Origin of the sequence: Amycolatopsis silviterrae (assembly GCF_042684085.1) — a bacterium.
Lineage (GTDB): Bacteria > Actinomycetota > Actinomycetes > Mycobacteriales > Pseudonocardiaceae > Amycolatopsis > Amycolatopsis silviterrae.
Genome location: NZ_JBHUKS010000030.1, coordinates 79859 through 105652 on the forward strand (window position 1 = coordinate 79859; position 25794 = coordinate 105652).

The 25794-nt window shown below is 71.5% G+C and carries 28 protein-coding genes; 18 read left to right on the forward strand and 10 right to left on the reverse strand.

Annotated features, from left to right (window positions below; genetic code table 11):
- Positions 1–2: 2 nt before the first annotated feature.
- A complete protein-coding gene (locus ACFSVL_RS37550) occupies positions 3–1943 on the reverse strand; it encodes a cytochrome c oxidase assembly protein (RefSeq protein ID WP_378311410.1) in 1941 nt (646 codons plus the stop codon).
- 744 nt (positions 1944–2687) lie between these two features.
- Entirely contained in the window at positions 2688–3257 is a 570-nt protein-coding gene (locus ACFSVL_RS37555) for a sigma-70 family RNA polymerase sigma factor (RefSeq protein WP_378311411.1), read from the reverse strand.
- Between the two features lie 101 nt (positions 3258–3358).
- On the opposite strand from ACFSVL_RS37555, the gene ACFSVL_RS37560 reads away from it, so the two are divergent.
- Positions 3359–4099, forward strand: coding sequence for a zf-HC2 domain-containing protein (locus ACFSVL_RS37560; protein ID WP_378311413.1), 741 nt, complete (start codon positions 3359–3361; stop codon positions 4097–4099).
- 369 nt (positions 4100–4468) lie between these two features.
- On the opposite strand, the gene ACFSVL_RS37565 is transcribed toward ACFSVL_RS37560, so the two are convergent.
- Together ACFSVL_RS37565 and ACFSVL_RS37570 are read right to left on the reverse strand one after the other, a co-directional pair.
- Positions 4469–5077 (reverse strand): DUF5134 domain-containing protein, encoded by a 609-nt coding sequence (locus ACFSVL_RS37565; protein ID WP_378311415.1) that lies wholly within the window; start codon positions 5075–5077, stop codon positions 4469–4471.
- A complete protein-coding gene (locus tag ACFSVL_RS37570; RefSeq protein WP_378311417.1) occupies positions 5074–6390 on the reverse strand; it encodes a PepSY-associated TM helix domain-containing protein in 1317 nt (438 codons plus the stop codon). Before ACFSVL_RS37570 ends, ACFSVL_RS37565 begins: the two co-directional genes overlap by 4 nt.
- Before the next feature lie 190 nt (positions 6391–6580).
- Between ACFSVL_RS37570 and mftA the strand changes: the two genes are divergently transcribed.
- From mftA to mftD, 7 genes are read left to right on the forward strand one after another with little or no spacing between them, the layout of a single operon-like run.
- Complete coding sequence (gene mftA / locus ACFSVL_RS37575; protein ID WP_378311419.1) at positions 6581–6685, forward strand: mycofactocin precursor MftA; 105 nt, start codon at positions 6581–6583, stop codon at positions 6683–6685.
- The gene (gene mftB / locus ACFSVL_RS37580; RefSeq protein WP_378311421.1) at positions 6675–6968 is read left to right on the forward strand and encodes a mycofactocin biosynthesis chaperone MftB; all 294 of its coding nucleotides are present in this window, start codon (positions 6675–6677) and stop codon (positions 6966–6968) included. The genes mftA and mftB overlap by 11 nt, the downstream gene beginning before the upstream one ends.
- Positions 6968–8155, forward strand: a complete 1188-nt coding sequence (gene mftC / locus ACFSVL_RS37585) for a mycofactocin radical SAM maturase (protein ID WP_378311423.1) — start codon at positions 6968–6970, stop codon at positions 8153–8155. Before mftB ends, mftC begins: the two co-directional genes overlap by 1 nt.
- Position 8156: 1 nt before the next feature.
- The gene (mftE, locus tag ACFSVL_RS37590; protein ID WP_378311425.1) at positions 8157–8846 is read left to right on the forward strand and encodes a mycofactocin biosynthesis peptidyl-dipeptidase MftE; all 690 of its coding nucleotides are present in this window, start codon (positions 8157–8159) and stop codon (positions 8844–8846) included.
- The gene (locus tag ACFSVL_RS37595; protein WP_378311427.1) at positions 8843–9631 is read left to right on the forward strand and encodes a mycofactocin-coupled SDR family oxidoreductase; all 789 of its coding nucleotides are present in this window, start codon (positions 8843–8845) and stop codon (positions 9629–9631) included. Before mftE ends, ACFSVL_RS37595 begins: the two co-directional genes overlap by 4 nt.
- Positions 9628–11055, forward strand: a complete 1428-nt coding sequence (gene mftF, locus ACFSVL_RS37600) for a mycofactocin biosynthesis glycosyltransferase MftF (protein ID WP_378311428.1) — start codon at positions 9628–9630, stop codon at positions 11053–11055. The genes ACFSVL_RS37595 and mftF overlap by 4 nt, the downstream gene beginning before the upstream one ends.
- Positions 11052–12224, forward strand: a complete 1173-nt coding sequence (mftD, locus tag ACFSVL_RS37605; protein WP_378311430.1) for a pre-mycofactocin synthase MftD — start codon at positions 11052–11054, stop codon at positions 12222–12224. Before mftF ends, mftD begins: the two co-directional genes overlap by 4 nt.
- A 176-nt stretch (positions 12225–12400) precedes the next feature.
- Here the strand turns inward: mftD and ACFSVL_RS37610 are convergent, their stop codons facing one another.
- Positions 12401–13381 (reverse strand): winged helix-turn-helix domain-containing protein, encoded by a 981-nt coding sequence (locus ACFSVL_RS37610; RefSeq protein ID WP_378311432.1) that lies wholly within the window; start codon positions 13379–13381, stop codon positions 12401–12403.
- 275 nt (positions 13382–13656) lie between these two features.
- Between ACFSVL_RS37610 and ACFSVL_RS37615 the strand changes: the two genes are divergently transcribed.
- Positions 13657–14070, forward strand: a complete 414-nt coding sequence (locus ACFSVL_RS37615; RefSeq protein ID WP_378311434.1) for a hypothetical protein — start codon at positions 13657–13659, stop codon at positions 14068–14070.
- A 53-nt stretch (positions 14071–14123) separates the two neighbouring features.
- On the opposite strand, the gene ACFSVL_RS37620 is transcribed toward ACFSVL_RS37615, so the two are convergent.
- Both ACFSVL_RS37620 and ACFSVL_RS37625 read right to left on the reverse strand, forming a co-directional pair.
- Positions 14124–14708, reverse strand: coding sequence for a nuclear transport factor 2 family protein (locus ACFSVL_RS37620; RefSeq protein ID WP_378311436.1), 585 nt, complete (start codon positions 14706–14708; stop codon positions 14124–14126).
- 64 nt (positions 14709–14772) lie between these two features.
- Positions 14773–15465, reverse strand: a complete 693-nt coding sequence (locus ACFSVL_RS37625; RefSeq protein WP_378311438.1) for a helix-turn-helix transcriptional regulator — start codon at positions 15463–15465, stop codon at positions 14773–14775.
- 270 nt (positions 15466–15735) lie between these two features.
- Between ACFSVL_RS37625 and ACFSVL_RS37630 the strand changes: the two genes are divergently transcribed.
- From ACFSVL_RS37630 to ACFSVL_RS37650, 5 genes are all read left to right on the forward strand, one after another.
- Entirely contained in the window at positions 15736–16563 is an 828-nt protein-coding gene (locus ACFSVL_RS37630; protein ID WP_378311440.1) for a MerR family transcriptional regulator, read from the forward strand.
- Positions 16564–16645: 82 nt separating this feature from the next.
- Positions 16646–17575 (forward strand): hypothetical protein, encoded by a 930-nt coding sequence (locus ACFSVL_RS37635; protein WP_378311442.1) that lies wholly within the window; start codon positions 16646–16648, stop codon positions 17573–17575.
- Between the two features lie 7 nt (positions 17576–17582).
- Positions 17583–17948 carry an RNA-binding S4 domain-containing protein gene (locus ACFSVL_RS37640; RefSeq protein ID WP_378311443.1) on the forward strand — a complete coding sequence of 122 codons (366 nt, stop codon included), beginning with the start codon at positions 17583–17585 and terminating at the stop codon, positions 17946–17948.
- Between the two features lie 90 nt (positions 17949–18038).
- A complete protein-coding gene (locus ACFSVL_RS37645; protein ID WP_378311445.1) occupies positions 18039–18470 on the forward strand; it encodes a hypothetical protein in 432 nt (143 codons plus the stop codon).
- Positions 18467–19045: a TetR/AcrR family transcriptional regulator gene (locus tag ACFSVL_RS37650; RefSeq protein WP_378311446.1), complete on the forward strand. Its 579-nt coding sequence runs from the start codon at positions 18467–18469 to the stop codon at positions 19043–19045. Before ACFSVL_RS37645 ends, ACFSVL_RS37650 begins: the two co-directional genes overlap by 4 nt.
- Here ACFSVL_RS37650 and ctaD read toward each other — a convergent pair whose 3' ends face one another.
- From ctaD to ACFSVL_RS37665, 3 genes are all read right to left on the reverse strand, one after another.
- Positions 19046–20752 (reverse strand): aa3-type cytochrome oxidase subunit I, encoded by a 1707-nt coding sequence (ctaD, locus tag ACFSVL_RS37655; RefSeq protein ID WP_378311447.1) that lies wholly within the window; start codon positions 20750–20752, stop codon positions 19046–19048.
- Between the two features lie 102 nt (positions 20753–20854).
- Complete coding sequence (locus tag ACFSVL_RS37660) at positions 20855–21097, reverse strand: hypothetical protein (protein WP_378311449.1); 243 nt, start codon at positions 21095–21097, stop codon at positions 20855–20857.
- 5 nt (positions 21098–21102) lie between these two features.
- Entirely contained in the window at positions 21103–21519 is a 417-nt protein-coding gene (locus ACFSVL_RS37665; protein WP_378311450.1) for an SPW repeat domain-containing protein, read from the reverse strand.
- Between the two features lie 394 nt (positions 21520–21913).
- Between ACFSVL_RS37665 and ACFSVL_RS37670 the strand changes: the two genes are divergently transcribed.
- The 4 genes from ACFSVL_RS37670 (at position 21914) to ACFSVL_RS37685 (ending at position 25381) form a co-directional block, all read left to right on the forward strand.
- The gene (locus ACFSVL_RS37670; protein WP_378311452.1) at positions 21914–23008 is read left to right on the forward strand and encodes a calcium:proton antiporter; all 1095 of its coding nucleotides are present in this window, start codon (positions 21914–21916) and stop codon (positions 23006–23008) included.
- A gap of 356 nt (positions 23009–23364) precedes the next feature.
- On the forward strand, positions 23365–23532 hold the full coding sequence (locus tag ACFSVL_RS37675) for a hypothetical protein (RefSeq protein ID WP_378311454.1): 168 nt from the start codon (positions 23365–23367) through the stop codon (positions 23530–23532).
- Positions 23529–24971, forward strand: a complete 1443-nt coding sequence (locus tag ACFSVL_RS37680; RefSeq protein WP_378311456.1) for an MDR family MFS transporter — start codon at positions 23529–23531, stop codon at positions 24969–24971. The genes ACFSVL_RS37675 and ACFSVL_RS37680 overlap by 4 nt, the downstream gene beginning before the upstream one ends.
- 53 nt (positions 24972–25024) lie before the next feature.
- Positions 25025–25381 (forward strand): hypothetical protein, encoded by a 357-nt coding sequence (locus ACFSVL_RS37685; RefSeq protein ID WP_378311458.1) that lies wholly within the window; start codon positions 25025–25027, stop codon positions 25379–25381.
- Positions 25382–25794: the final 413 nt, after the last annotated feature.

The following is a 25794-nucleotide window of genomic DNA, read 5'->3' on the forward strand; positions in this document are numbered from 1 at the left end:
GGCTACTGCCTTCTGGCGGCCAAGGTGGCGAGCATCGCGTTGTAGGCGGCGAAATCGTCGTCCTCGCCTTGATCGAAGCGACGGTCCAGGCGAGCGGCTTCGCGGTCGTCGTGGCGGCCCCACTGCACCAGCAGCGCCACGACGACCACGATCATCGGGATTTCGCCGGTAGCCCAAGCGATTCCGCCGCCGAGGCGCTGATCGGAAAGGAGGTCAGGCATCCACGGCAAGGAAAGGTAGCGGTAGAACGTCTCGGCGATCACCGTCTGCTTGTTCATCAGGATCACGCCGAAGAACGCGTGGAACGGCATCACCGCGAACATCATGCCGAGCCGCGCGAGATGCGGCATCGAACGCGGCGGGCGGTCGACGCCGATCACCAGCCAGAAGAAAACGTAGCCGGACACGAGGAAATGGAGGTTCATGAGCTGGTGTGCCCAGTGGTAGCGCATCGCCTCGCCGAACAGGCCGGAAAAGTACAGCGCGTAGTACGAGCCGACGAACACCACTGAAGCCACCAGTGGATGGGCGATCAGCCTGGTGAAGCGTGAGTGCAGCAATGCCGCCAGCCACTCGCGCGGGCCGTCCGGTCCTTTGCCCGCCACCGGCAGGGCGCGCAGCGCGAGGGTCACCGGGCCGCCGAGCACGAGGAGCACCGGGGCGAGCATGGCCAGCGTCATGTGGATGACCATGTGCAGGCTGAAGGTTCCGGACGAGTACTTGCCGAGGCCGGACGACGTCGCGATCAGCACCGTCGCCCAGCCGCAGGTCCACGCCCAGAACCGGCCGCGCGGCCAGTCGTCGCCGCGCTTGCGGAGGCGGCGCGCCGCGACCGCGTAGGCCGCCACGGCGAGCACTGCCACGACACCGAGCAGCAAGTCCGGACGCCAATCCAGGAAGAGCCGGGCGAACGTCGGCGGATCAGGCAGGTCGTAGCCGAGCACGGTCTCGCCGACGGTCGCCGGATCGTTCACGAACGCCGGCGGCACCAGGTGCGCGAGCCCGGCCGAGACGCCCATTGCCCCAGCCAGCACCACGACCTCCGCCACGAGAGCCGCGGTCCCGCCGCCCCACCGACGGCGGGTCACCGCGATCAGCGCCGCCAACACCGCCGCCGCCACGACCTTCACCCCGAGGAGAAAGCCATAGCCAGTAAATAATCCAGCCGGACGGGCCAGTGCGAGGCCGTCGACTATCCCGGATGCGGTCAGCACGACGAGGCAGCACGTCGCCAACCTGCGGTACCGGCGAAGTGCGACCTCGCGCGCCGAGCCCGCGCCGCGGACGTGGACCAGCAACGCGACCAGGGTGCCGGTCCACAGCGCGGCCGCGATCACGTGCCACACCAAGGCATTCGTGGCCAGGTCGTGCCACGCGCCGATGGAGACGTGCCCGGCGATCGCGCGCGGCAGCAAGCCGACGAGGGCGAGCCCCAGCCAGAACACCGTGGTCCGCCAGGTCAACGTGCGCCAGACGCCGATCGCCACCACCGTCGCCACCGCGAGGACGCAGAGCCATGCCTTGGGTTCCTCCATGGCGTCGACGAGGACGGCGAGGTTCGCCAGGTGCAACGCCTCGGAAACCGGCCGTCCGGACGCGTCGGCGGCGTCGAACGGCACCAGCACGGCGGCGGCGAGCATCCAGACGACCGCGGCGCCCGCCGCGGTGCGGGTCGCCGCGTAACCGTCCGGGGACAGCCGGCCCGATTCGCCCGGCGGACTCAGAAAGGCCGCGAACGCGAGTGCGCCGACGCAGACCACCCCGGCCGCGTCGGCGATCAACCGGAGCAAGGAGGTGCCAACGGACGTCAACGGCCCCGGAGCCGGGTTGCCGAGCGCGGCGTAGACGTCGCCCGCCGCGGCGACCACCGCCACCGCGGCCACCGCGGCAATACCCGCTGCGGCAAGCAAAGCGCGCCGGTGCGGGGTCGGAATAGTGCGCACAACTGAATGGTCGGGAGGAGGCGGCCGCGAGTTCCCGCGATCTGGATCACGGCCGGGATCCGGTGCCGGGCTGAGCCGGGATGCTGGGCGCTGTCCAGGTGCCGGGCGCGGCCGGGTCTCGGGCACGGTACAGGTGCCGGGCACAGCCTGGATGCCAGGCTCGGTCGAGGCACCGAGCACAGTCGGAGTGCCGGACGCGGTCCAGACACCAGGCACCGTCCAGGAGCCGGAGACGATCCAGGCACCAGCCACAGCCGGGGTCCCGGGCACAGCCGGGGGTCCGGGCATCGGGCAGGGCCGGGTCCGGGCGCCAGGCCGGGTCCGGGTGTCAGGCCGGGTCCGGGTGTCAGGCCGGGTCCGGGTGTCAGGCCGGGTCCGGGTGTCAGGCCGGGTCCGGGTGTCAGGCCGGGTCCGGGTGTCAGGCCGGGTCCGGGTGTCAGGCCGGGTCCGGGTGCCAGGCCGGGTCCGGGTGCCAGGCCGAGTCCGGGCCAGGCCGGGTCCGGGCACCCGGCCCTACCCGGGCCAGGCCGGGTAGGGCCAGGCCGGGTAGGGCCGGAGTGCCATGCCCAGCCGGAGTATCTGCACGGCCAGGTGCCGGACATCGCCGCGTGTCCTACGGATACGGCAACGACGGCTCGGGCAATCCGCTTGGCCGCCTAACCGCCGGGCAATCCGCCTGGCTACCCGACCGAGCCCGCCCCCGCACCGAGAGCCGCGCGATCCAGCCGGGCAGCACGACCCGCGTCACATCGCGGTGTCGTTCTCCTCCTGCGCGCGCAGCAAATCGTCGCGGGCGCGGGACACCCGGGAGCGCACCGTGCCGACCGGGCAGCCGCACACCTCGGCCGCTTCCGCGTACGACAGGCCCAGGAACTGGGTCAGCACCAGGGCTTCGCGGCGGTCGTCGTCCAGGGTGTCCAGCAGGAGGCCCAGTTCGATCAGGTCCTCGAAACCCGCCGTGCGCGTGCGGGCCGATTGTTCTTCGGCCGCGCGCTGCCAGTCGGCCGTCGTGGATTCGCGGGGGCGGACCGAGCGCGCGCGGATGCGGTCGACGACGACCCGGCGGGCGATGGACAGCAGCCACGTCCGCGACGACGACCGGCCCGCGAACCTCGGCAGCGAGCCGAACGCGCGCAGGTACGTTTCCTGGGTGAGGTCGTCCGCGTCGGCCGGGCTGGTGCGGTGGGCCAAGAACCGCCACGCGTCGGCTTGCGTCGCGCGGACCCAGGCTTCCAAAGCGACCCGGTCGCCGCGGCCGGCGGCGAGGGCCAGCGCGGTGATCCGCTCGTCGTCGTTGTCGCGGCCGGTGGACACGGGCCTCACGGTAGTCCATGCCGGTCCGGGGCCGTTCCGTGACCAGTGCCCGGGAAAAAACGCCGAACCCGGCGGGAACCCGGGCGCGCCGCCGAGCGACTATGACAGACGTGAGCTGTGAAATCTTCCGCGAAGCGCTGTCCGCGCGACTCGACGGCGAAGCGGGCCCGCTGCCCGAACCGCAGGTCGACCAGCATCTGGAGACGTGCGCGTCGTGCCGGAGCTGGTACGAGCGGAGCGCGTCGCTGCGCCGTTCCCTGCTGGTCCGCAGCGCGCCCGCGGTGCCCGACCTCACCGACCGGATCCTCGCCGAAACCCCCGCCCCACCTCGGGAAAAATGGGGACTGCGGGTCGCGCTCGGGCTGGTCGGGCTGGTCCAGTGCGGGCTCGCCTTCGCGCAGCTGCTCGGCATGGACAACGCCCACGGCAGCGGCGCGTTCATGGAAGGCCACCTCATCAACGAAAGCGCGGCCTGGAACCTCGCGGTCGGCGTCGGGCTGCTGTGGGCCGCGCTGCGGACCCGCGCCGCGGCCGGGCAGCTGCCGATGATCACCGGCTTTGTGATCGTCCTCGCGGTGCTCACGACCAGCGACCTGATCGGCGACCGGGTGACCGTCGCCCGGGTGCTGTCGCACGTCTTCCTCGTCGTCGGGCTGGTGCTGCTCTACGCGGTCCACCGGCAGCACCGGCTCCGCCACCAGCCGGGCCCTGACCTGGCCGACACCGCCGACGACCCGGACCACACCTCCGTGACGGCCCACGGCGCGCTCGCCCTGGTCCGCCCGCACCCGAAGCGCGGCCGCGATTCCCAGCGCCCGACCGGACGGCACCGCGCCGCCTGACCCCCGCGAAGCAAGCTCACACAGCCGGGAACAGGAACGCCTGCCGCACTCCGCCACCGCGACGCCTTCGGGAGAGTGCGATGGCGCGAGCCTCGCGCCCGACGACACAGCCGCCACCCCGGCGAAGACGACCGCGCAGCCTGAAAGACAGGCCGCGCAGCCTGGGGCAAACCCCGCCACCCTCCGGAACAGGCCCGCCCCGTTCAGGAGGCGGACAAGGCACCAGGGCGGAGTTGTTCACCTCGCGCAGTCGCGCACCAGCGGAGGCGATTGATCCGCACAGTGCCGCGCAAGGCAGTGCGAATCAACGGCAGTCCGGACCAATCGCCACGCTCTCACCAGGATGTCAGCAACGCGCCCCAAAAAACCTCAAATCATCGCCACCGCCATCACCGCCATCCCCAGGCTCATCACGCCCTCCATCACCAGCCCAGCCTCCCTCCGCCCAGGCCGGGCAACCGCCCGGGCGTGATCGATCGCCCGGGCCAGCCACACCGTCCCCGCCACGAGAAAAACCGCCGCCAGCAGCACCGCGACCACCACCACATGCGCCGGTGCGTGGCCGGTCATCGTCATTCCCGCGTCGCCCATGTCCATTCCCGCGTGTTCGCCGCCCATGGCTGTCGCGGACATCGTCATTCCCGCCATCGCCGACGGCATCACGAACGCCATCCACGCCATCCCGGCCATCATCAGCGCGTGGTGCGCGCCCGGCAGCCGTCCGTGGCCGAGGCCCAGTGCGGCGCTCACGGCGAACCATCCGGCCGCCGCGGTGAACAGCACGACCTGGGGCATCCGCGCGAAAGTCATCGTCGCGGGCCATGTCATCGTCACCATTCCCACGCACATCGCCGCGTGCAGGGCGTCTGCCACTCGATCGCTCACGCCGGGGCGTCGCGCGCATCGGTACAGGCAGAACGCTCCGGCTGCCGCGAACACCAGAGTGAGGATCCATCGCAAACCCAGTCCGGCGATCATCGCGCGACCTCCCGGCGCAAGCCCAGCAGGCAGTCCACCGCCAGGAATCCCAGCAACGACACCCCGAACACCGGCAGGAACCACGCCACCACCGCGGCTCCGACCAGGACCGGAGCCAGCACGCGTCCGGGTACCCGACGCCAGGCGCCGCGCACCGGCAAGCGGCCGAAGCGGGACCGTCCGCGTAGCCACCACATCCGGTATCCCCAGCCGACGACGCAGATCAACGCCAAGCCAAGGACTGTCAGCGCGATCTGGTTGGCGACCCCGAACAGCAACCCCATGTGCGCGTCGATCCCCCACCGGCTCAGTTTCGCGGCCAGCGGGTAGTCGGCGAACCGCAGCGTTCCGGTGAGCTGGCCGGTTCCGGGGTCGACCGACATCGAGTCCTGCCGGGACGGCCAGCTCCGGCCGATCTGCTGCACGACGTAACCGCCCTCGGACGGCGGCCGGATCTCCACGGGATCGGACAGTCCGGCCCGGGCGGTCGCGTCGCGGGCGGCTTGCCAGCCGACGTCGCCGGGAGTCCGCACCGAGGCCGAGACCGACGGGGTCGTCCAGTCCAAAGAGGACCGGAGATCGGTGACGTTCGCGCCCGCGTGCAGCGACCAGGTCAGTCCGGTGGCGGAAAGGAACAGCAGGCCCGCGGCGATCCACAGGCCCGCCGAACCGTGCCACGTCCGCAGGCGGCGCCGTCCGGGCTTTCCGGCGGACGGCAGCAGCACGGCACGCAGGCGCCGGCGGCGGCGGCCGAGCCACAGCGCCAATCCGGCCAGGGTGATCACCCACAGCCAGCTCGCCGCGAGTTCGCTGTAGAGGCGGCCGAAGTCGCCCAGATGCAGGCTGCGGTGCAGGGTGTCGATCCAGCCGCGGACCGGCAGCGCCTGCCCGGAGCCGTAGGTCTCGAGTGCGCCGCGAACCTCCCCGTCGTGCGGGTTCACGAACACTGTGTACCGATAACTCGGAGCCAGCCCCGGGCGGTCGAAGATCACCTGGGTGGTGTCGGTCGCCGACGGCGCCGGGCGCACGCCGATGATCTTCCCGTCCGGCACCCGACCGCGCGCGACGAGGACCTGCTGGTCGAGCGGGACCGCCCCGGCCGTGGCCGGGACGTGCAGTTCCCGCGGGTAGACAGCCTGTTCCAGCTGCGGCGTCCACACGTACGCGATCCCGGTCAGCGCGGCGACCAGGAGGAACGGTCCGACGAACACTCCGGCGTAGAAATGCAGCCGCAGCACGAGCGGGCGGAGCGCCGCCCACCCAGCCGCCGGTTCCGGTTCGATGCGTGGCACGTCGTCGATGCCGATGGCCATCCTGCTCCCTTCGCGTGGTCCGCCTCCTGAGGAGTCGGACCGGCGGGGCCGTCGGTTCCCGGCCGCGGAGAACCCCCATTCGGGTGCCCCGCGCGAGCAGGCCATTGCTTCTGGCACTGGGTGACAGTATTCTCGCCGTCACATTCGACACCAGGTGTCAAATATCGCCGCACGAGACAAAGGAGTCACGATGAGCGACACGACCGCCGCACCCGAGACGAAGCCCGAAGAGGTCGTAGCCGACGAGCTGCTCGTCGAAGAGGTCTCGATCGACGGAATGTGCGGTGTCTACTGATCGCAGCGCCGCGGCGTTCGATCTGGACGGTGCTTGGGAACTGGACAGCCGGGTCTCCATCCGGCCGGAGCGGTTCGGCGCGCTGCTGTACCACTTCGGCACCCGCCGGCTGTCGTTTCTCAAGAGCCGCACCATGCTCGCCGCGGTGCAGGCGCTGACCGACCATCCCTCCGCCCGCGCGGCGTGCGCGGAGGCCGGGGTCGCGCAGGCGGAACTGCCCCGTTACCGCGCCGCCCTCGCCGCCCTCGCGGCGTCGGACATGATCCACCCGAGGAGCGTGTGATGTCGCTTGTGGACGAATTCCAGTTCGGGCTCGACGCGCCGATCTGCCTGACCTGGGAACTCACCTACGCCTGCAATCTCTCGTGCGTGCACTGCCTTTCCTCGTCCGGCCGCCGCGACCCGCGCGAGCTGAGCACCGCCGAGTGCAAGGCGCTGATCGACGAATTCGAGCGCATGCAGGTGTTCTACGTGAACATCGGCGGCGGCGAACCGACCGTCCGGCCCGATTTCTGGGAGCTGGTCGACTACGCGACCGAGCACCACGTCGGCGTCAAGTTCTCCACCAACGGCGTCAAGATCACCGAGGACGTCGCGAAGCGGCTCGCCGGCAGCGATTACGTCGACGTCCAGATCTCCCTCGACGGCGCCACCGAGGAGGTCAACGACCACGTCCGCGGCCCCGGCTCCTACCGCACCGCGATCCGGGCGATGGAGCACCTCGCCGCCGCCGGGTTCGGGAACTTCAAGATTTCTGTCGTGGTGACCCGGCAGAATGCGGGGCAGCTCGACGACTTCAAAGAGATTGCCGACCGCTACGGCGCCCAGCTGCGGCTCACCCGGCTCCGCCCGTCCGGCCGCGGCGCGGACGTCTGGGACGAGCTGCACCCCACCGCGGCCCAGCAACGGGACCTGTACGACTGGCTGGTGAAACACGGCGAAAACGTGCTCACCGGCGATTCGTTCTTCCACCTCGCGGGCTACGGCGACGGCGGCCTGCCCGGGCTGAACCTGTGCGGCGCGGGCCGGGTGGTGTGCCTGGTCGACCCGGTCGGCGACGTGTACGCGTGCCCGTTCGCCATCCACGACACCTTCCTCGCCGGGAACATCCGCGGCGAGGGCGGTTTCACCGGCGTGTGGCGGGAATCCGCGCTGTTCGCCGAGCTGCGCAGCCCGCAAAGCGGCGGGGCCTGCACGTCGTGCTCGGCGTTCGACGCCTGCCGCGGCGGGTGCATGGCGGCGAAGTTCTTCACCGGGCTGCCGCTCGACGGCCCGGACCCGGAATGCGTGCGCGGTCACGGCGAACGCGCGCTGGCCGGGGTCGCCGCGGGCAGCGCGCCGAAACCGTCGCTGGACCACTCGCACCGCACCCGCAAGCGCGAACCGGTGCCAGTGACGATCGGCATGCGCCGTCCGCCGGAACGGGCCTGCGACGAGAACCCGCTCGCCGGCTTCACCCCCGGCCGCTGAGATGCGCCTGGCCGACCTGTCGTCGCCGGACGTCGCCGCACACGCGGCGTCCGGCGCGATCCTCGCCGTGCCGCTCGGCGCCACCGAACAGCACGGCCCGCACCTGCCGCTGAGCACGGACACCGACGTCGCGACGGCGTTGTGCGACCGGCTCGCCGCGACCCGGCCGGACGTGCTGGTCGCGCCCGCGGTCCCGTACGGATCGAGCGGCGAGCACGCCGGCTTCGCCGGGACGCTGTCGATCGGGCAGGCGGCTACGGAACTCCTGCTCGTCGAGCTGGGCCGGTCGGCCAGCGAGACGTTCCGGCGGCTGCTTTTCGTGTCCGCACACGGCGGCAACGCGGCTTCGGTGACCCGTGCGGTCGCGACGCTGCGTGCTGAATCGCGCGACGTCTCGGTGTTCGAGCCGCGCTGGCAAGGCGATCCGCACGCCGGACGGCCGGAAACCGCGCTGCAGCTGGCTCTTCGGCCCAACGCGGTGCGGATGGACAGGGCAGCGCCGGGCGACATTCGTCCGCTCAGCGAGCTGCTTCCCGCGCTGCGCAAGGGCGGCGTGCGGGCGGTGACCGACACCGGAATTCTCGGCGATCCCACCGGAGCCACCGCGGACGAAGGCCGGGACCTCCTCGACGACCTCACGACACAGTTGCGGGCGCACGTGCGTGACTGGACTTCCGCGGGGACGTCATGAAAGCCGCTCTCGTGACCGGCGCGGCGCGCGGCATCGGCGCGGCCACCGCGATGAAGCTGGCCGAACAGGGCTGGGCCGTGCTCGCCGTGGACGTCGCCGAAAACGATCCCGCCCTCCCCTACTCGATGGGCACTAGCGAAGAACTGTCCACAGTGGTCGCCAAGATCCGCGAAAACGGCGGGACCGCCGAGGAATTCCGCGCAGACGTCCGCGACCGGGCTCAGCTGGGCACGGCGGTAACAGCAGCGGAAGAACGCTGGGGCGGCCTCGACGCGGCCATCGCGGCCGCGGGGGCGATCGCGGGCGGAGTGCCGCTGTGGGAGATGCCGCCGGAGCAGGAAGACGCTGTCCTCGACATCAACCTCCGCGGCGTCCTCAACCTCGCCCACGTGGCGATTCCCGCGTTGCTGCGCCGTCCGAAACCCCGCTCCGGCCGGTTCCTGGCCGTGGCGTCCGCCGCCGCGACGCGTGGGCTGCCGATGCTCGCCGCGTACTGCGCGGCGAAAGCCGGGGTCGCCGGGCTGATTCGCGCGCTGGGCACCGAATTGGGCGACTCCGGCGTCACCGCCAACGCGGTCAGCCCGGGTTCGACCGACACGCCGATCCTCGCCGAAAGCGCCCGGCTGTACGACCTTCCTTCAGCAGAAACCTTTGCCGCCCAACAACCCGTGCAGCGGCTGCTCGATCCCGCCGAGGTCGCGGCCGTGCTGGCGTTCCTCGCCGGACCGGAAAGCAGCGCGATGACCGGCACCGTGATCCCCGCGGACGGAGGGCTGGCGCTGTGACGACCCCGCTGCCCGCCGGCTTCCGCCTCGCCAGGGACCCGAGCGTCAAACAGCTCTCCGGCAGCCTCCTCTTCGGCGGCTCCCCCGCCCGCGTGCTGCGCCTGACGAAAGCCGGGCAGACGGCATGGAAACGGCTGGCGGACCATCCGGTCGAAACCCCGGCCGAAGGCACCCTCGCCCGGCTGCTCACCGACGCTGGGTTCGCACATCCGTTGCCGCCAAAAGAAACCGCCGACGCTACCGTAGTCATCCCGGTCCGCGACCGCGCCGAACTCCTCAGCCGCTGCCTCGCCGGGCTCGACGGCCGCTACCCCGCGCTGGTCGTCGACGACGCCTCCGCCGACCCGGCCGCCATCGCCGCGGTCGCCTCCGCACACGGCGCGAAACTCGTCCGCCGCGACGTCAACGGCGGCCCGGGAGCAGCCCGGAACACCGCGCTGGAGCACGTTTCCACCGGCCTGATCGCCTTCCTGGACAGCGATTGCGTCCCCTCGCCCGACTGGATCGACCGCCTCGCCGGGCATTTCGCCGACCCACTGGTCGCGGCCGTCGCGCCACGCGTGCGTCCGCTCGCCCCCAGCACCTGGGCCGGCCGCTACACCCGCGCCGCCAGCAGCCTCGACCTCGGCACCGCCGCCGCCCGCGTCGCGCCCGGCACGCGAATGTCCTATGTGCCCACTGCCGCGCTCCTGGTTCGCCGGACAGCACTGGATTCCGTCGCCCGCAACGGTGCGGTCTTCGACCCGGCGATGCGCGTCGGCGAGGACGTCGACCTCGGCTGGCGGCTCCACGACGCCGGTTTCCGGATCCGCTACGACCCCTCCGCGCACGTCGACCACCACGAACCGGCCACCTGGCGCGCGTTGCTCCGCCGCCGCGCCAGCTACGGCACTTCCGCCGCGCCGCTCGCCATCCGCCGCCCGGCCGCGATGGCCCCGCTCGTCCTGCACCCGTGGCCAACGCTCACCGTCGCCGCGCTCCTGGCCCGCCGCCCGCTTCCCGCCGCCGCCGCGTTCACGGGCGCGGTCCTGAGCATGACCCGCGTGCTGCGCCGCAGCGACATCCCCGCAAACGGCGTCGTCCAAGCGATGGGCACCGCCGTAGGCCAGACCTGGCTCGGCTTCGGCCGCTACAGCACGCAATTCGCCGCTCCCCTGGCCGCCGCGCTCATGCTGCCCGGCGGGCGAAAACGCTGGGGACGGCGGGCTGCGCTCGCGTCCCTGCTCGCCGGACCGCCGTTGACCGCCTGGCTGCGGCAACGGCCCGATCTCGATCCGTTCCGCTACACCGCCGGCGCGGTCGCCGACGACCTCGCGTACGGCGCCGGGGTGTGGGCGGGCTGTTTCCGCCACCGGACCGCGGTCCCGCTGCGCCCGCACGTCACCTGGCGCCCGCTGCGCGCCGACCCGAAGGGAAAACGATGAGCACCACCTGGTTCGAATCGATCGCCGAAGCACAGCGCCGGGCGAAGAAGCGCCTCCCCGCGTCCGTCTACTCGGCACTGATCGCCGGTTCGGAAAAAGGGCTGACGCTGCAGGACAATCTGGCCGCGTACGACGAACTCCGCTTCGCCCCGCGCACCGCCGGGCTGCCCGGCGAACGCGATCTGAGCACGCACGTGCTCGGCCGCGACGTCGCGCTGCCGGTGCTGATCTCGCCCACCGGCGTGCAGGCCGTGCACCCCGACGGCGAGGTGGCGGTCGCCCGCGCCGCCGCCGCGCGCGGGACGTCGATGGGGCTGTCGTCGTTCGCCAGCAAGCCGGTCGAGGAAGTGGTGGCGGCCAATCCGAACACCTACTTCCAGGTCTACTGGACCGGCAGCCGCGACGACATCCTGCGCCGGCTGGAGCGCGCCCGGTCCGCCGGCGCGGTCGGGATCATCCTGACGCTCGACTGGTCGTTCTCGCACAGCCGCGACTGGGGCAGCCCGCACATCCCGGACAAGCTGTCGCTGCGCGAACTGATCCGCTTCGCACCCGAAGGCATGATGCACCCGCGGTGGCTGTTCACTTACGCCCGCACGCGGAAGCTGCCGGACCTGAGCGTCCCGAACATGGCCGAACCGGGCACTCCGGTGCCGACGTTCTTCGGCGCGTACGGCCAGTGGATGCAGACCGCGCCGCCGACCTGGGAAGACGTGAGCTGGCTGCGGAAGCAGTGGGACGGGCCGTTCCTGCTGAAGGGCGTCTACCGGGTCGACGAGGCGCGCCGCGCGGTGGACGCCGGGGTCAGCGCGATCTCGGTCTCCAACCACGGGGGCAACAACCTCGACGGCACTCCCGCCACGATCCGCGCGCTGCCCGCTGTCGCGGAAGCAGTCGGGAAGGACGTGGAAGTGGTGCTGGACGGCGGAATCCGGCGCGGCAGCGATGTCGTGAAAGCCCTCGCGCTGGGGGCGCGCGCCGTGCTGATCGGGCGCGCGTACCTGTGGGGCCTCGCGGCGGGCGGGCAGGCCGGGGTGGAGAACGTGCTGGACGTGCTGCGCAACGGCATCGACTCGACGCTGCTCGCGCTCGGGCACCGCAGCGTGCACGACCTGAGCCGGGACGACCTGATCGTCCCGGAAGGATTCGAACGCCGCATCGGCGCCTAGCTGTCCGTGAAGGACTCCTTGCGGGACATAGATTCCCGTGCCAGGAACTCAAGCTGCGCGGCCCCATGCCTGCCATATCCGAAGGTCTGTGAGGGGAACCTTCACGGACTCTGATTCCGTGAAGGTTCCCCTCACAGACAGGCCAGCCCGCGCCCTCAAGGAGTCCTTCACGGACCTCAGGCGACCAGTTGGCCGTTCAGCAGGCAAGCGCCAAGCTCGGTCAGCCCGTGCCGCGCGGTCGCGCCGGAGCGCGTCGTGCGGATCAACCCGTTGTCCCGCAGCACCGACGCGTGCTTGCTCGCCGTCGCCGGCGACACGCCGAGGTGCCGGGCCAGCGTGGTCGTCGTGCGCGTGACCCGCAGCGCCACCAGGCATTCCGCGCGAGTGCGACCCAGCAGCGAAACCAGCGCGCCGTTCAGGCTCCGCTCCGGGCGGAGCGGCGGTGCCTCGGCCGGGTAGACCAGCACCGGGGCCAGATCCGGGTCGATCAGGCTGACCGGCACGCCCGCGCAGAACGCCGACGGCACCAGCACCAGCCCGCGTCCGGCCAGCTCCACGGTGCGGTGGTGCGGGTAGCGCACCGCCAGCGTGGTCCCGTCCCAGCCGCAGACCCCCGGCAGCGTGCTGAGCACCTGGCCCATTCCCCGCTGTGCCAACGTCCGCAGCCGAGCCGAGCGGTCGCCGCCCACGACATCCTCGACCCGGTGCCGCACCGGCGCGACGAGCAGCCGGTACGCCGTCCGCAGCGATCCGACCAGGCTGCCGACCTCCCCGTCGGCCAGCTCGCGCAGCCACGACGACCCGGCGCCGCCGGGGAACGCGCGCTGGAGGTCGCCGCGCAATCTCGAACGAGAGGTGCACGCGATCGCGGCGCAACCCGCGTCCAAGTCGGACGTGTACGGCGCGGGCGTGAGGAAATCCGGGAAGTCGCCGCGCGCGGGCGCGATCGCGGTGAGGTTTTCCACCGCGGCGCGCGCGGGCAGCTCGGCCTCGGCGATCCGCCGCGCCGCGTGCGCCCGCCAGGCGTGACAGTGAGCCGCGGGCTGGCGCGATCTCAGCTGCTGCCCGGCGAGAACCAGCTCCCACAACGGGTCCGCACCCGTCGCGAAGCGCGTCCGTTCGAGGTCACGCGGACCGAAGATCATTTGCAGTACCATCGACGTCCTCCCCAGGGTCGACGCAATCACCATCTCATACGCGTCCGCCGCAAGCCAGCCGTCCGCCTTTTCGCCTCAGCGAAATCTTGTGGACTCGCCCGGACTCCCTTGTCACTGTCACCCGGACAGCCCGAAAACACTTTCGGAGGGAGAAAAAATGCGAAGTCGCGTATCTGCGTGGCTGGCAAACGCACTGGGCCTCCCGGGCGGTTGCGTCCCGGGTCGGTGCCGCGAAACCGGCACCGAGTTCTGCTGATCAATTCACTGGGGGAATCATGAGGAATTTGCTGCGCATCACCACCGGCGTCACCGCGGCGGGAGTGGCGGCCGTGCTCACCGCGACCAGCGCGTCCGCGGCGTCTTCGCCGACCTACACCAAGAGCACCACCGGCGCGAAGGCGAGCTGTTCCTTCATCAGCTGGGGAACACTCGTCCACGACGACCATTTGCAGATCAACTGCACCCTGTCCGACACGAAGGCGGACGGCGATTCGGTGTACGTCGAATGGTGGGGCGACGGATACGCGCACCGCCTGCTGTACAACCGCGGCGGGAACGGCAGCGCCAAGAAGGTCTCCGAGGCACGCGAGAACCCGGACGGCTCGTACCAGTACGCGCATTTCCGGGTGTGCCGCGACATCAACTGGTGGCCGGACAACTGTTCGGCCAGCAAGAAATGGACGATCTAGCAGGCGACTGGGGGTCGGCGCCGAGGCGGACAGCACCGCCTCGGCGCCGGACATCACGGAAGCGGGCGCGTCCCCGGCACCACCCATTCGCGGTCCACCCGCCCGTCGACCGCGACCAGCACCGCCAGCCCGCCGCGCGAGCCGTCCGACCAGGTCCCGGCGACGGTCTGCCGCACCGGATCGAGCGCCAGTTCGCCGTGCCACGGGTGCGCGCCCGCCGCCAGCGCCCGCAATCCGTCCCGGTCCAAGCCGCCTTCGCCCGGTCCGTCCGGCAAGGCCGACCGCCCGTCCGGCGAGGGGATCGTCCAGTTCCGCGCGACCTTCCCGCCGGACAGCACGCACATGTCAGCCCCGGTGATGACCACGCCGTCGCGCCGGGTGACGTCCCAGGTGAAGGCCAGCCGCTCGGTGCCGTCGATGACAAAAGTGCGCGGCACGAACACATTGCCGACCTCGACCTGATACTTCGCGATGAACGCTTCGGCGTCCGCGGGCCCGATCAGCGGGTCGAGGCCGGGTTTGGTGCCGGACCGCTGCCGTCCGTCGGCGGTGAGCAGCCGGTGCGCGAGCGAGGCGTCCTCGTTCCACATGCGACACCAGAGGGCGGGGATTTCTTCGGGGTTCAGTTCGGTTGTCATGCGACGAAGATCGCGGGCACTGGCGACACCGTCCTGTCGGTGTTTCCCCGCCGCGTGGCGCAGGTCACTCGCCGAGCGGACGGGCGGAGATCCGCGCGAGTTCGGCGTCCAGGTCCACCTCGCGGCGTTCGACGCGGTCGCCGGTGAGCGCGATGGCGCGGACCCGGTCCAGCAGGAAGCCGCGGACCGCGTCGCGCAGGCGGCACCAGCCGAGCACGTACCAGCCCGCCGGGCCCCACAGCAGTCCCAGCGGCTCGACGTCGCGTTCCGTCTCCTGGCCTTGCGCGTCCACATAGGACAGAGCGAGCACGCGCCGGGCGGCGAGGGCGGTGAGGATCAGTCCGCTGTGGACAGCCGGCGGCTCCGGCTCGCCGACCCGGTGCAGCCGCGCGGCGAGGTGCTGTTCGGCGTCGCGGACGTCGGACGGCAGCCGCGCCAGCACCTTGCGCGCCGCCGACTCCGCCGCCCCCGCGAACGGCGAACCGGCGGCCGAACGGAGCGCGACGGTGATCGCGATGGCCTCCTCCGGAGTCAGCGTCAGCGGCGGCAGCGTCCGCTCGCGGTCGAGGCCGTAGCCGCCGGTCCGCCCGGTCTCGGTCCAGATCGGGACGCCCGCCTCGCGCAGCGCGCCGAGGTCGCGTTCGACCGTGCGCACGCTGACCTCGAACCGGGACGCGAGCCACGCCGCGGTCCGGGTGCGCGGCGAGACCGCCCGAAGCTCTTCGACAAGCGCGTACAGCCGGTCCGTGCGATTCACCCGGCCAGCCTACGGACCTGCCGATACTCACCCGATCGGGTGGCTTTGCGGGCGACCGCCGTCACGAGGGAGCACCTCCGCTGTTCCGTTCGCGGGAGCCGCGCCCGGCGCCGGCCCGTCCTGTGGAGGGCGGCGGGCCGGCGAGGTCCCCTCGTTCGTCGGGGGACGAGGGGGCCTCCGGGAGCGGGTCGGCGCAGGGGGCCGGCCCGTTCCCGGTCCGGCGGGGACACTTGACTCTCACACCGTGTCAGAGCGTGTGCTGGGAAGGTCATGTTCACCATCGGAGAATTCGCCCGCCACGGCCGGGTGTCGGTCCGCATGCTGCGGCATTACGACGCGCTCGGCCTGCTCCGGCCCGCCGAAGTCGACCCGCGCACCGGCTACCGGCGCTACACCGCCGGGCAGCTGGCCGTGCTGAACCGGATCGTCGCGCTGAAAGATCTCGGCTTCGGTCTCGGCGACGTGGCCGCGCTCCTGGACGAGCGGGTCACGCCCGAGCAGGTCCGCGGCATGCTGACCCTGCGCAGGGCCGAACTGGCCGAACGGGTCGCGGCCGACCGGCTCCGGCTGGCCGAGGTCGAGGCGAGACTCCGCACCCTGGAAAGCGAGCACGCCATGCCGGACACCGACATCCTCGTGAAGGACCTCCCCGCGACGCGCGTCGTGCGGCTCACCACCACCGCGGAAAGCTTCTCCCCCGCCGCGATCACCCCCGTCCTGCGCCCGCTGTGCGCGGAACTGGGCCAGCGGCTCGAAGGATCCGACGCCTCCCCCGCCGGGCCGCTGATCTGCTACTACGAAAAGCCCGCCGGCGAGGACGACCCGGTCGTCGTGCACGCGGCGCTCCCGGTCTCCGGCCCGGTCGCCGAGCCGAACGGCCTCGAAGTGGCCGAGCTCCCCGCGTCCCGCGCCGCGACGCTGGTCCACCGCGGCCCGGCGGCCGGGATCCTCGTCGGCTACCAGCAGCTCGCCCGGTGGACCGACGAACACGGCTACCGCCCGGACGGCTTCCCGTGCGAGGTCTACCTGCACACCTCCGACGACGAGCGCGAATGGGTCGTCGAACTGCGCGAGCCCTTCGCCGAGGGTCCGCGCTGACCCGCGAAGACCCGACCTTCGGCGGTTGCGCCGCCGCCGGTTCCGGAGGCGAATGGGTGAGGTCGACCCGAGGAGGACGCAGGTGTTCTCGACAGGTCCCGGCACCCAGCCGGACCGGCTCGCCGACGCGCTGGCGGACGGGCCGTTCAGCCGCGCCCTGACCCTGGCCATCGACCGCAGCGGGCTCGGCCTCGACCGGCTCCGGGACCGGCTCGCCGCGGCCGGCGCGGCGGTCAGCACCACCACCCTCAGCTACTGGCGGACCGGCCGCACCGTGCCCGCCCGCGCCCGCTCCCGCGTCGCGGTGCGGATCCTCGAAGGCGTGCTCGACCTGCCGCCGGGCTCGCTCACCGGCCTGCTCGAACGCGATCCGGAACCGCCGCCGGTTCCCGTCGTGCGCTGGGAACGGCTGTGGGGACGGCGAGGCGCGGTGCTGCGCGTGCTGAACTCGTTCGAGGCGGCGTACCGGACGTCGCTGGTCCTGGTCAGCCTCCACGAGGCCGTGCACGTCGGCCCGGACCGGCGGCTGCACCGGCTGGAGGTGCGCGAGGTCGTCCGCGCGACCGAGGACGACACGCACATCCGGCTGGTCACCGCGCACGGCGTCGGCCCCGGCTGCCCGCCCCGGCTGGTGCGCACCCGCTACTGCTCGCCGGGGCGCTCCGAAACCCTCGCCGAGGAGGGGTTCACGGTGACCGAACTCGTCCTCGGCCGCGGCCTCGACCGGGGCGAGACCGCGATCGCCGAGTACGAGTTCGAGTTCGCCGACGACCGCCCGGACTTCTCCTACGAGCGCCGGTTCCGCAACGCCGTGCACGAACACCTGCTGGAAGTGCATTTCGCGCCCGGCTGCGAACCGCGGACCTGCCACGCCTACCGCCTCGACTCGCCCGCCGGGCCGGAGACGCCGGTCGCCGAGCTGCCGGTCGCCCGCGGCCTGCCCGCGCACGTCGTGTCGGCCGGGGTCGCCCCGGGGATCCTCGGCATGCGCTGGCATTGGGACGGGCCATGATGGACGCATGGAATCGACGCGGATCGACCGCTGGCTCTGGGCGGTCCGGCTGACGAAGACGCGCGCCGACGCGGCGGCCGCCTGCCGCGGCGGGCACGTGCGCGTGAACGACCGTCCGGCGAAGCCCGCGACCTCGGTCGTTCCCGGCGACGAGGTCCGCGCCCGGATCGGGACGACGACCCGCGTGGTCGAGGTCGTGCAGGTGATCCAGAAACGGGTCGGCGCCGCGGTCGCGGCCACCTGCCTGATCGACCGCACCCCGAAGCCGCCGCCGGAAGCGGCGATCCCGGTCGCCCGCCGCGAACGGGGAGCGGGCCGCCCGACGAAACGGGAACGCCGCGTGCTGGACGATTTCCGCCGCCAGCAGGGCTGACGACCCGCTCCTCTCTCGACAACCGGTTCCGCCCGGGCTAATTTGCGTACCTTGTAAGCTTACTTTGTACGTAAACCTGAGGAGACCGCCTTGACCACGATCGCCGTCGCCGTCCCCCTGCTGTGGCTGGCCTGGCTCGCCCTGACCGAATGGGTCCCGATGTTCCCGCTCAACGACCTCGCGCCGGGCACTCTCCGCCCACGCCTGCTCGCCGCCGCGATCAACTACCCGTTCCCGCTGCTCATCGCCGCGGGCGTGGCCCTGCACCGGCCGTGGTCGTCGATCGCGGCGCTCGCGCTGTGCGGGCTGATCCTGGCCGGGCACGTCGCCAGCTGGTGGCTGCCGTACTTCGGGATCAGCTCGGCCGCCCAGCGCGAGGTCTACGCCCGCGACTACGCGCGCACCTGGAAAATCCTGCCGGCGCGCGGGCACGACGTCGTCCCGGACGTCCAGCACCTGGTCGTCGGCCTGCTCACCCTGGTCATGCTCGGCACGACGCTGGCTGCGACGCTGACCGCATGAACGACACGCCGCGCCGCCGGCCGGGCCGCCCGCCGCAGGTCAGCGCCGACCAGATCGTCACGGCCGCGATCGGCCTCATCGACGACGACGGCCTGGACGCCCTGACCATGCGCGCGCTCGGGGCCCGCCTCGGCGTCGCGGCGATGTCGTTGTACCGCCACGTCCCGCACCGCGACGCCGTGCTCGCCGCGGTCGTCAACCGCCTGGTCACCGCCGCGCTCGCCGACCTCGAACCCCAGCCGTCCTGGCCGGAAGCGGCGACCGGGTTCGCGCGGGCCTACCGCGCCATGCTGCTCAGCCACCCGAACGCGGTTCCGCTGCTGGCCACGCATCCGGTCGACGTCGGTGCGGTCACTCCGCTGCTCGCGGGCGTGCTCGACCGGTTCGCCGCCGACGGCATCGCCCAGGACACCGCGCTGATCGCGTTGCAGTCCATCGGCGTCTACACCCTCGGCCACGCGCTGGCCCAGGTCGGCTCGCCACCGGACCGGACCGCCGATCCGGCCGCCGCCGAGTACTACGACCAGTGGTTCGCCGCCGGGCTCCGCGCCATGGTCAAGGGGTTCCGGCCGTGATCAGGCCCCGGATTTCTCCCGCGCCCGCCGTCGCCACTCGATGTGCTGCTCGTCCCGCATCCGCCGCACGGCGTCCGGGTAGTGCAGTTCGAAAGCGGGCCGTTCGGAGCGGATCCGCGGCAGTTCGGTGAAATTGTGCCGCGGCGGCGGGCACGACGTGGCCCATTCCAGCGAATTGCCGAAGCCCCACGGGTCGTCCACTTCGACACGTTCGCCGTAGCGGTAGCTCTTCACCACGTTCCAGATGAACGGCAGTACCGACGCGCCGAGAATGAACGCGCCAATGGTGGAAATCGTGTTCAGCAAGGTGAACCCGTCGCTGCGGAGATAGTCCGCGTACCGCCGCGGCATGCCTTCCGAGCCGAGCCAGTGCTGCACCAGGAACGTCGTGTGGAAACCGATGAACGTGGTCCAGAAGTGCCATTTGGCGAGCGATTCGTCGAGCATCCGGCCGGTCATCTTCGGGAACCAGAAGTAGATCCCGGCGAACGTGGCGAACACGATCGTGCCGAACAGGACGTAGTGGAAGTGCGCGACCACGAAATACGTGTCGGTGATGTGGAAGTCCAGCGCGGGCGCGGCCAGCAGCACCCCGGTCAGGCCGCCGAGCAGGAATGTCACGAGAAAGCCGACCGACCACAGCATCGGCGATTCGAACGACAGCGTCCCCTTCCACATCGTGCCGATCCAGTTGAAGAATTTCAGCCCGGTCGGCACCGCGATGAGGAAGGTCATGATCGAGAAGAACGGCAGCAGCACCGCGCCGGTCGCGTACATGTGGTGCGCCCAGACCGTCGCGGACAATCCGGTGATGCCGATCGTCGCGAACACCATCATCCGGTAGCCGTAGAGCGGTTTCCGGCTGAACACCGGAATGATCTCGGTGACGATCCCGAAATACGGCAGCGCGACGATGTACACCTCGGGATGGCCGAAGAACCAGAACAGGTGCTGCCACAGGATCGCCCCGCCGTTGGCCGGGTCGAAAACGTGCGCGCCGAGCCGCCGGTCGGCCTCCAGCGCGAACAGCGCGGCGGTGAGGATCGGGAACGCGATCAGCACGAGAATCCCGGTGAACAGGATGTTCCAGGTGAAAAGCGGCATCCGGAACATCGTCATTCCCGGTGCGCGCAGGCACAGAATCGTCGTGGTCATGTTGACCGCGCCGAGAATGGTGCCGAGGCCGGACACGATGAGGCCCATGATCCACAGATCGCCGCCGACGCCGGGGCTGTGCACGCCGTCCGACAGCGGCGTATACGCGGTCCAGCCGAAATCGGGCGCGCCGGCCGGAGTGAGGAACGAACTCAGCACGATCAATCCGCCGAACAGGTACAGCCAGTAGGAAAACGCGTTCAGCCGGGGGAACGCCACGTCCGGCGAACCGATCTGCAGCGGCAGCACGAAATTGGCGAACCCGAAGACGTTCGGCGTCGCGTACAGCAGCAGCATGATCGTGCCGTGCATGGTGAACAGCTGGTTGTACTGCTCCTGCGAGAGGAATTGCAGGCCCGGCTGGGCCAGTTCGCCGCGCATCAGCAGCGCCATCGCGCCGCCGACGAGGAAGAACGCGAACGAGGTGCCGAGGTAGAGCAGCCCGATCTGCTTGTGGTCGGTGGTGCGCAGGATGCCCAGCAGCACCCCGCCTTTCTTGCCGCGCGGCCGCGCGTCGGCGATCACTACCGGCCGGGGCTTCAGCTGCGTCATGATCGGCCTCCCGCGCACCCGACGTTTTCCGGGCAGCCGACAGCCGCCCGGCCTCACCTCGCGCCGGATAACCGGCCGCAGCCCCCGGCAAACCCGGCTTTCTCAGCGGGACGGCAGCTCCCTGTTCACCAGCGCCGCGCCGAAAACGACCGCCGCGCCGATCACCAGGAACACCGCTCCGGCGGCGGGTGCGGACGCCCACCACACCACGCCCGAAGCGGCCACCAGCCAGGCGCCGACGAGCGTCTGCTTCCGCCCCGGCGAAGCCGCCTTGAGCGAACGCAACCCCGCGCCGCCCAGGGCGAGCACGCCGAGCGCGAGCACCGCCAGCACCGGCCAGTACATGGCTCCTACTCCCGGAAATCGCCGCTGTGCCTGCGATACGCGACGGTCACCGAGATGGCCGCGAAAATCGCCAGCAGGACGCCGACGATCAACGCATTCGTGCGAAGAGCGTCGCGATGGCCGTCGACCGGGTAGCCGAACGCGAACGGCGCGGCGATCAGCCAGAACCCGATCGCGACGTTGACCAGCCCCAGCCAGCGCGCCCGCTCCGGCAGGCCGAACCGGACCAGCGCGACCACCGCCACGACGATCCCGCACAGCAGGCTGTTCCAGAACCCGGCCGTTCCGGACAGCGTGAACGAATAGGTGTACGCGAACGCCGCGATCACCAGCCACGCCCCGGCCAGGAACTCCGCGGCGAGCGGCAGCCTGCTTTCCCGCAGCTTCCGGTCCTGCGGCGTCAGCGCGATGCTCATCTTCATCGATGTTCACCTCCTCGCCGGGCTACTGCCCGGCCTTGCTCCCTGGCTCGCCGTGATCGAGCCGGATCGCTTGGCGCCACGGCACTGTCGTGGCGCGGGCCTCCCGCCGAGGCCGACGATCAGCTGGCGACCCCGTAGCCGAGCCAGCACGCGCCCCGCGCCATGGCCGTCGGCCAGCTGCGTCTCGCGGGTCATCTCCGGCTCCTTCCTCACCGGCCTCCTGCCGTGCGCCGCGCGTACCCCGCCGCCGACCTGCGGAACCCTGCAATGAGTACGCCGAACGAGTGAATTTCGCGCACCGCCGCGCGACAGGCAGTGTCCATTTCGGACGCGACACTCCCCCGCGCGGACGGCATCCCGGGCGACGGCGGGTCCGGTGTGCCAGGGTGTGCGCATGGCGCGCGTCCGCGGTTATCTGTTGTCCTGGACCACTTTGCTGCCCGTGATCTCCCTGGTCCTGCTGGCGCTCACCTGGGGCCGCACGCTGGGCCCGGCGCCGGTCGCACTGGTGGCGATCGCGCTGGCGGGCACGGTTCTCGCCGCGGTGCACCACGCCGAGGTCGTCGCGCACCGGGTCGGGGAACCGTACGGCTCGCTGGTGCTCGCGGTCGCGGTGACGGTCATCGAGGTCGCGCTGATCGTCACGATGATGGCTTCCGGCGGGGAAAAAGCCGACACCCTGGCGCGCGACACGGTGTTCGCCGCGGTGATGATCACCACCAACGGCATCGTCGGCCTGTCCCTGTTCGTGGGTGCCCGCCGGTACGGGGAAACGCGGTTCCACCCCGAAGGAAGCGGCGCGGCACTGGCGACCGTCGGCACGCTGGCGACGCTGAGCCTCGTGCTGCCGACGTTCACCACCAGCACCCCGGGCCCGGGTTTTTCCGCACCACAGCTGGCTTTCGCGGCCGGTGCGTCGCTGGTCCTGTACGCGACGTTCGTGGCGACGCAGACTGTCCGCCACCGAGACTTCTTCCTCCCGGTCGACGCCGACGGCGAGACCCGCGAGGAGGAACACGCCGAACCGCCGAGCCTCCAGAAGACCATGGTGAGCCTCGGGCTGCTGCTGGTCGCGCTGGTCACCGTGGTCGGCCTGGCGAAGGTCGAATCCCCGGCGATCGAGGCGGGCGTGCGCGCGGCCGGGCTGCCGCAGTCGTTCGTGGGCGTCGTGATCGCCCTGCTGATCCTGGCCCCGGAAACGCTGGCGGCGGTCCGCGCGGCCCGGCGCGACCGGATGCAGATCAGCCTCAACCTCGCGTACGGCTCCGCGATCGCCAGCATCGGCCTGACGATCCCGGTCATCGCGCTCGCTTCGGTGTGGCTGAAGGGCCCGCTGCTGCTGGGCCTCGGGCCGACGCACATCGTGCTGCTCGCGCTCACCGTGGTGGTCAGCGTGCTGACCGTCGTGCCGGGCCGGGCGACGCGTCTTCAGGGCGGGGTGCACCTGGTGTTGCTGGCGGGATTCCTGGTGCTGGCGATGAACCCGTGAGCTGCTGCTCGGCGGTCTCCTTCCGTGAGGGGAACCCTGGGGGACTCTGATTCCGTCAGGGTTCCCCTCACGGACAGCGGCGGCTGCGGACCGCACTCCCGCGCGGAATGCTCCGCCGCCAAGATCCCCGCAGCTCGCGATGAACTCTCCGTGAACCCACCCGCCCCCTGGTCAGGCCGCCTTTCCCGCCGCCCGCGAGCCCGCGATCAGCGCACCTCCGCACCCCTCAAGCGGAAAACGACGCCGGTTTTGTCGGTGCTCCTCCGTATCCTGGCCGGGTGAAGATCCAGCAGTCCCCCACCCCGTCCGCTGCGGCTGGTGCAGCCGCGCGCAGAGCCTTCTCGAGGAGCCGTCCGATGTTCTCCGGCCGTCCGTCGGCCGATGCCCGCTTCGTTCGTGTCGCCCCGGCGACCGCCGCGTCCGCGAGCGCCCGAGGCAACGCCGCCCGGCTCGCGACCCCCGAATTTTCCCGCGAAGCGCGCACCGCCGCCACTCCCGCGAGCACCGGCGAGGTGCGCGCATGAGCGGCGTCTCGTCCCCCGCCGCGGCGGCTCCCGGGCGGCCCGCCGCCAAGCCGGGGCTGCTGATCGGCGTGCTCGTGCTGTCGGCGTTCGTGATGATCCTCAACGAGACCATCCTGAGCATCGCGCTGCGCGACCTCACCGTCGACCTGTCCGTGCCGACCACCACGATCCAATGGCTCACCAGCGGCTTCCTGCTCACGATGGCCGTGGTGATCCCGACGACCGGGTTCCTGCTCGAACGGTTCACGCCGCGGCAGGTGTTCGTCTTCTCGCTCGCCTCGTTCAGCCTCGGCACGCTGCTGTGCGGCGTCGCGCCCGGGTTCGGCCTGCTGATGGCGGGCCGGGTCGTGCAGGCGTGCGGCACCGCGGTGATGATCCCGCTGCTGATGACCACCGTCATGCGGCTCGTGCCCGCCCAGCGCCGCGGCGCGACGATGGGCACGATCAGCATCGTCATCGCGGTCGCGCCCGCGATCGGCCCGACCATCGGCGGCGCGGTGCTGTCGTCGCTCGGCTGGCGGTGGATGTTCTTCATCGTGCTGCCGCTGTCGCTGGCCGCGCTGGTCACCGGAATGCTGCAGCTGCGGATCGACAGCGAAACCCGCGCGGTTCCGCTCGACGTCCTCTCGGTCATCCTGTCCGCGGCCGGGTTCGGCGGCGTGCTGTACGGCCTGTCGTCCGCGGGCGAATCGGCCGAGACGGCGCTGGCACCGCCGTGGCTGCCGATCGTCGTCGGCGTGGTCTCGCTCGCGGTGTTCGGCTGGCGGCAGCTGCGCCTGCAGCAACGCGACCGCGCGCTGCTGGACCTGCGGCCGTTCACCCATCGCAGTTTCGTGGTCGCGCTGGCGCTCAGCGCGTTGCTGTTCATGTGCCTGATCGGGGCGGGCGCGATCCTGCTCCCGCTGTATCTGCAGACCGTCCTGCACAAGTCCACGTTCGTCAGCGGCCTGGCCGTCCTGCCCGGCGGTCTGGTGCTGGGCTTGCTCGGCCGTCCGGTCGGCGCGCTGTTCGACCGGGTCGGCGCGCGTCCGCTGGTCCTGCCCGGCGCGCTCGCGATGACGGTCGCGCTGTGGCTGTTCTCGCTGCTCGGCCCGGACTCGCCGCTGATCGCGGTGATCGGCATCCACATCGTCCTGATGGCCGGCCTCGGCCTGATGATGACGCCGCTGATGACCGAATCGCTGGCCGTGCTGCCGGACCACCTCTACTCGCACGGCAGCGCGATTCTCTCGACGCTCCAACAGGTCGCGGGTGCGCTGGGCACCGCGGTATTCGTCAGCGTCGCGACCCTGACCAGCGCCGAGCACGCGGCGGTGAGCCCCGACGCCGACGGCCTCCAGACCGCCTTCGTCGTCGCCGGCTGCATCGGATTGGCCGGGCTGGTCGGCGCCTGGTTCGTCCGGTCGACCCGCCCGGAACAAGCGGAGGAGAAAGCCTGACGCCAGTAGACCCAGAACGGCTCGACGCCGTCGCCCGCATCTACGCCGCGGCGATGACCAGCATCCGGGGCCGGCGCGTCCACCGCCTGGTGACGCGCCGGATGGCGGGCTACGACCACGTCCTGCCCGCCGTCACCGCCGACGGCGCCCCGGCGCTGCTGGCCCTGTCCGCCGACGGCCGGGCCGCCTTCTGCCAGACCGACGGCCGCGGCCCGTCCGCGGACGTCGTCACGTGCGGCCCGACGCCGGGCGTCACCGTCACGTCCGCGCACGACCTGACCAAGGATTCGCTGCCGGTGCTGAGCTGGACCGTCCGGCATCCGGGTCTGCTGGACGTCGCGGGCCCGCTGACGATCGTCCCCGGCGACACCGGCGAAACGGAGATCGAGGCGGTCCTGCGGCCTCAGTAGCCAGACGGTCCGAGCGAGCGGAGGCAGGTGGCTCGGAGTCGACGCTGCGCGCGGTCGCGGTCCGGCTTCGAGCCGCTCGGGGCGTTCGACGCTTCGGGGTGCGCTCCTGCACGGGCCCGCCGTTCGCGGACGGGCTCGCTGGATGGCGGCGCAGGCTTGGCCAGTCATCCGCGGGCGGGCTCGGCGCGCGCATCCGCCGGGTGTCGGTGCGCTCGCCGTGCGCAAGCCATCTCCAGCGGCCCGCCGCGCCTAGGCAGGCATCCCGGCCGCACCGGGCATGCGCGCGGCGAACCGCCATCCAAGGCAGCCATCGCATCTGACCTGGAGCCACGCGACGAGCCGCCATCCGGGGCAGTCATCATGACCAGGCATTCGCACGGCAGACCACTATCCGAGGCAGTCATCGCGCCTCA